The organism is Actinomycetospora sp., from assembly GCF_055612215.1.
The window spans coordinates 1-3,332 of the sequence record NZ_JBVPVA010001171.1; the positions used below are offsets into that span (position 1 = coordinate 1).

General features: G+C 69.8%; 3 protein-coding genes, 1 tRNA gene and 1 pseudogene. All 5 read right to left on the bottom strand.

Annotated elements, in window-relative coordinates; all coding sequences use genetic code 11:
• Positions 1-5: 5 nt before the first annotated feature.
• Positions 6-500, bottom strand: coding sequence for a hypothetical protein (locus AC0CYZ_RS31445; RefSeq protein WP_472222158.1), 495 nt, complete (start codon positions 498-500; stop codon positions 6-8).
• A 213-nt stretch (positions 501-713) separates the two neighbouring features.
• Entirely contained in the window at positions 714-1,220 is a 507-nt protein-coding gene (locus AC0CYZ_RS31450) for a CHAP domain-containing protein (protein ID WP_472222160.1), read from the bottom strand.
• A gap of 889 nt (positions 1,221-2,109) precedes the next feature.
• A pseudogene (locus AC0CYZ_RS31455) lies at positions 2,110-2,821 on the bottom strand (flavodoxin family protein).
• Between the two features lie 40 nt (positions 2,822-2,861).
• Positions 2,862-3,026 carry a hypothetical protein gene (locus AC0CYZ_RS31460; protein ID WP_472222162.1) on the bottom strand — a complete coding sequence of 55 codons (165 nt, stop codon included), beginning with the start codon at positions 3,024-3,026 and terminating at the stop codon, positions 2,862-2,864.
• 148 nt (positions 3,027-3,174) lie between these two features.
• A tRNA-Arg gene (locus tag AC0CYZ_RS31465) sits at positions 3,175-3,247 on the bottom strand.
• Between the last annotated feature and the right edge of the window lie 85 nt (positions 3,248-3,332).

Here is a 3,332-nt window from a genome sequence, read left to right on the forward strand (position 1 = left end):
AGCGCTCATGGCGTGGTGCGCCTCCCGGTGGCCAGAACCTCCCGTGCGGCTCCGTGCCAGAACGGCACCGCGGCGAGGTAGGCACCTCCGAGGGCGAGGAGCCCGATCGCCGCGTCGACGCTGGTGCGGCCCTCCCGGGACCAGTAGACGTCCTCGAGGTCGATCAGCAGTGCGAGCTCGTCGACGATCAGTGCCGCTCCGCTGCCGTAGGCGGTCGCGGTGATCGGGTGTCGTCGGTGGCGTTCCTCGCCCCGTAGTGCGACGCCTCCGACCGCGGCGAGCAGCAGGATGCCGATGTTGTAGTGGTGCAGGTGGCGTCCGCCCGCGCTCATCCCGCCGCCTGCCGGGCCGTGTCCCGCCCGGATCCAGTGGGTGATCGCCCGGGTGACGGCGAACGTCGCGCCGAATCCGCTCCAGGCCACGATCAGTGACTGTTCGGTGGGGCCGACCCGATCGCGGGCGACCACGCGTAGCCGTGCGACCAGACTCTCGTCCGCCATCGGTTCCTCCTCCGGCCGCGGCACGCGGGCCGTGGCTTCGGTGATGGTCCGTCAGACCCGGTACGCATCAGGTGAATCAGGATCCACTCCAGTGCCACTGTCCAGGCACCGCGCCATCGCGGCCTCGGCGCAGCATCGGGCTCGTCGAGCCGATGAGCCCCGACGATGACGTCCCATCCATGACTTCTGGTGCAGTTCGGCGAATTCGCGCTGTCAGTGGATGTAACGGGGTACCGCGCTGGCCGGGAGGGTGTCGGTGCCGTAGGTGCGGGCGCCGCCGAACCAGTTGTAGTCCTGCAGGGTGACGCTGCCGTCGGGGTTGACGCTGGCGACATAGGCGATGTGGCCCATGTCGCCGGCGATCATCGAGAACGTCCGGCCCTGGTAGGTGTAGTCGCGGCGCTCGTGAGCGTTCCACTGGGCGAACCCGCCCACGGTGGCGGTGTGGTCGACCTTCTTGTGGAGGAGTGCGGCGTTGTCGTCCCAGCGGTCGGCGGCCCAGGCCCCGTATCCTCCGGTCTTGCCGGGAATGTCATGGCCGGCCTGGTGCGATTTCCAGGCCACGAACGATGTGCACTCCCGCTCGGTCATGCCCCACGGGTCGGCGACGCCCGTGCCGGCGTTGGGGTAGGGGTAGTCGTTGCCGGCGGCGAAGGCCGGGGCGATCCCGACGAGCAGCAAAGCCAGGACCAGGGCGGCCAGCGTGCCGAGTTTCTTCATGTCTGGGGCTCCTCAGGCGCGGCAGTTCGCGAGGGTTTCGCGACCGAGCCAGGTGGGGGTTGTCAGGCGCCCCCGGTGGTGGCTGGGTGGGGGACCGTCTGGTCACCCCGGCATCTGAGGAGCCTCAACGAGGCTCTTGTCGCATAGAGTAGCCATCTCGCGAGAATAAGACACCCGATTGGGTTATTGCTCACCCCCATGAGCCGGGGCTGCGGCCATATTGCAACGCTCTGTGAACTATCAGGCGACCTGAGTATGACGTGGCGGGTCGATCAGCGGCGTGCTCCCCGAACTCGGTCGCCCTGTACCGCCGGTGAGCCCGCCGCCGCCCCGCGCACTGCCGTACTCGACCTGGTGCGGTGGGCACTCGCCTCCACGGGCGTCGACCGCCCGAGCCCGGTCTCCGGCCCGCGGTCACCGGCACCCGGCTCGGGACTCGTCCGGGACCGTCGTCCGCCTCCGTCAACGCGCTCGACGTCGACGGCACTCGACTGGGTCGACACGCGGTCGCTGATGATCGCTGCGGAGCGGGCTCGTGCCGCGATACCGCGGATCAATCTCGGTATCGCTCGCTGTGGACGTCCGGCGTGCTCGGCCGAGTGCAGCCCACGTCGGGAGTCTGCGGTCGACTTCAGAAACCGACAGTCGATCCGGGCGACGAGCTGCGAGGGTCGAGGACCGAGACCGAGGACCGCACCAGGGACGCCTGATCAGCAACCGCGTCAGGGGCCTCGGTACGGGTGAGCCCCCGCCGCCGCGCCTGGTTCCGCTGCGACCGATCGCCGCACGCCGTCGGCTGCGCCGTGGCCGGGGTGTCGCTGCTGCCGGATCCTCTCTGGGAACGTCGCTCCAGGCGTGGCCCGTTCAGGCCTCTCCGCGTCGCCCTCGGTCAGCGGTAATCGGGGTTCTCGAAGTCGAAGCGGCATCCTGCGTCCCACTCGGAGCGTTGGTTGCCGTGGGCGGGGATGCCGCCGGCGTTCTTGAGCATCCGCGCGAGGTGGATCAGGTTCCACGTCATGAACGTGGTGTTGCGGTTGGTGAAGTCGTTCGCCGGGCCGCCCGAGCCGGGGTCCAGGTAGGACGGGCCGGGGCCGGCCTCTCCGATCCAGCCGGCGTCGGCCTGGGGCGGGATCGTGTAGCCCAGGTGCTGCAGGCTGTAGAGGACGTTCATGGCGCAGTGCTTGACGCCGTCTTCGTTGCCGGTGATGAGGCAGCCGCCGACGCGTCCGTAGTAGGCGTACTGGCCGGCGTCGTTGAGGAGGTGGGAGCAGGCGTAAGAGCCGCTCGATGATCTGCTTGGTCACCGAGCTGTTGTCCCCGAGCCAGATCGGGCCGGCCAGGACGAGGATGTCCGCGGCCAGCACCCGTCGGTAGAGCTCGGGCCACTCGTCGGCGGGCCAGCCGTGCTCGGTCATGTCCGGCCAGACGCCGGTCGCGATGTCGTGGTCCACGGCGCGGAACTGGTCGACCCGGACCCCGTGGTGTTCGAGGATCCCCACGCTGCGATCCACCAGGCCCTGGGTGTTGCTCGCCTCCGGGGACCGCTTGAGCGTGCAGTTGATGAACAGGGCCGACAGGTCGTCGTCGTCGTGGTCGGGCACGCCGAGCCAGGGTCCTCGGTCCACCGTCGGTCCACCAGCCCTACTCGCCGTCTCGGTCGCCGAGTCCCGAGACCATCTGCCCGGTGGGCGCTCGGAGGCCGTACATCACGACGTCGAGCAGACGATCGGCCCGGGCGGAGTGCTCGGGCAGCGGGGCAACGGTGAAGGTGCCGATCAGCAGGGCGGCCACATCCTCGGCGGTCACTCCCGTGCGCAGCTCATCACCTCGAAAGCGCAGACGTCGACCCGCAACGGCGTCGGCGCCCTCGTCACCGCGTTGGCCAGCGTCACACAGCCGGCGCACCGAGCTCGGCGCGCGGAGGAGATCCCCGCGGAAACCCTGACAGGAGGGGCGCCCCCGGCAGGATTCGAACCTGCGGCACCCGCTTTAGGAGAGCGGTGCTCTATCCCCTGAGCTACGGGGGCCCGTCTGCAGCCTAGCTGCACGTTCGTGGTCACTCGTCGTCCTCCCCGTCGGGGACGGTGGGGTCCCGGGGCGCATCCGGGGCAC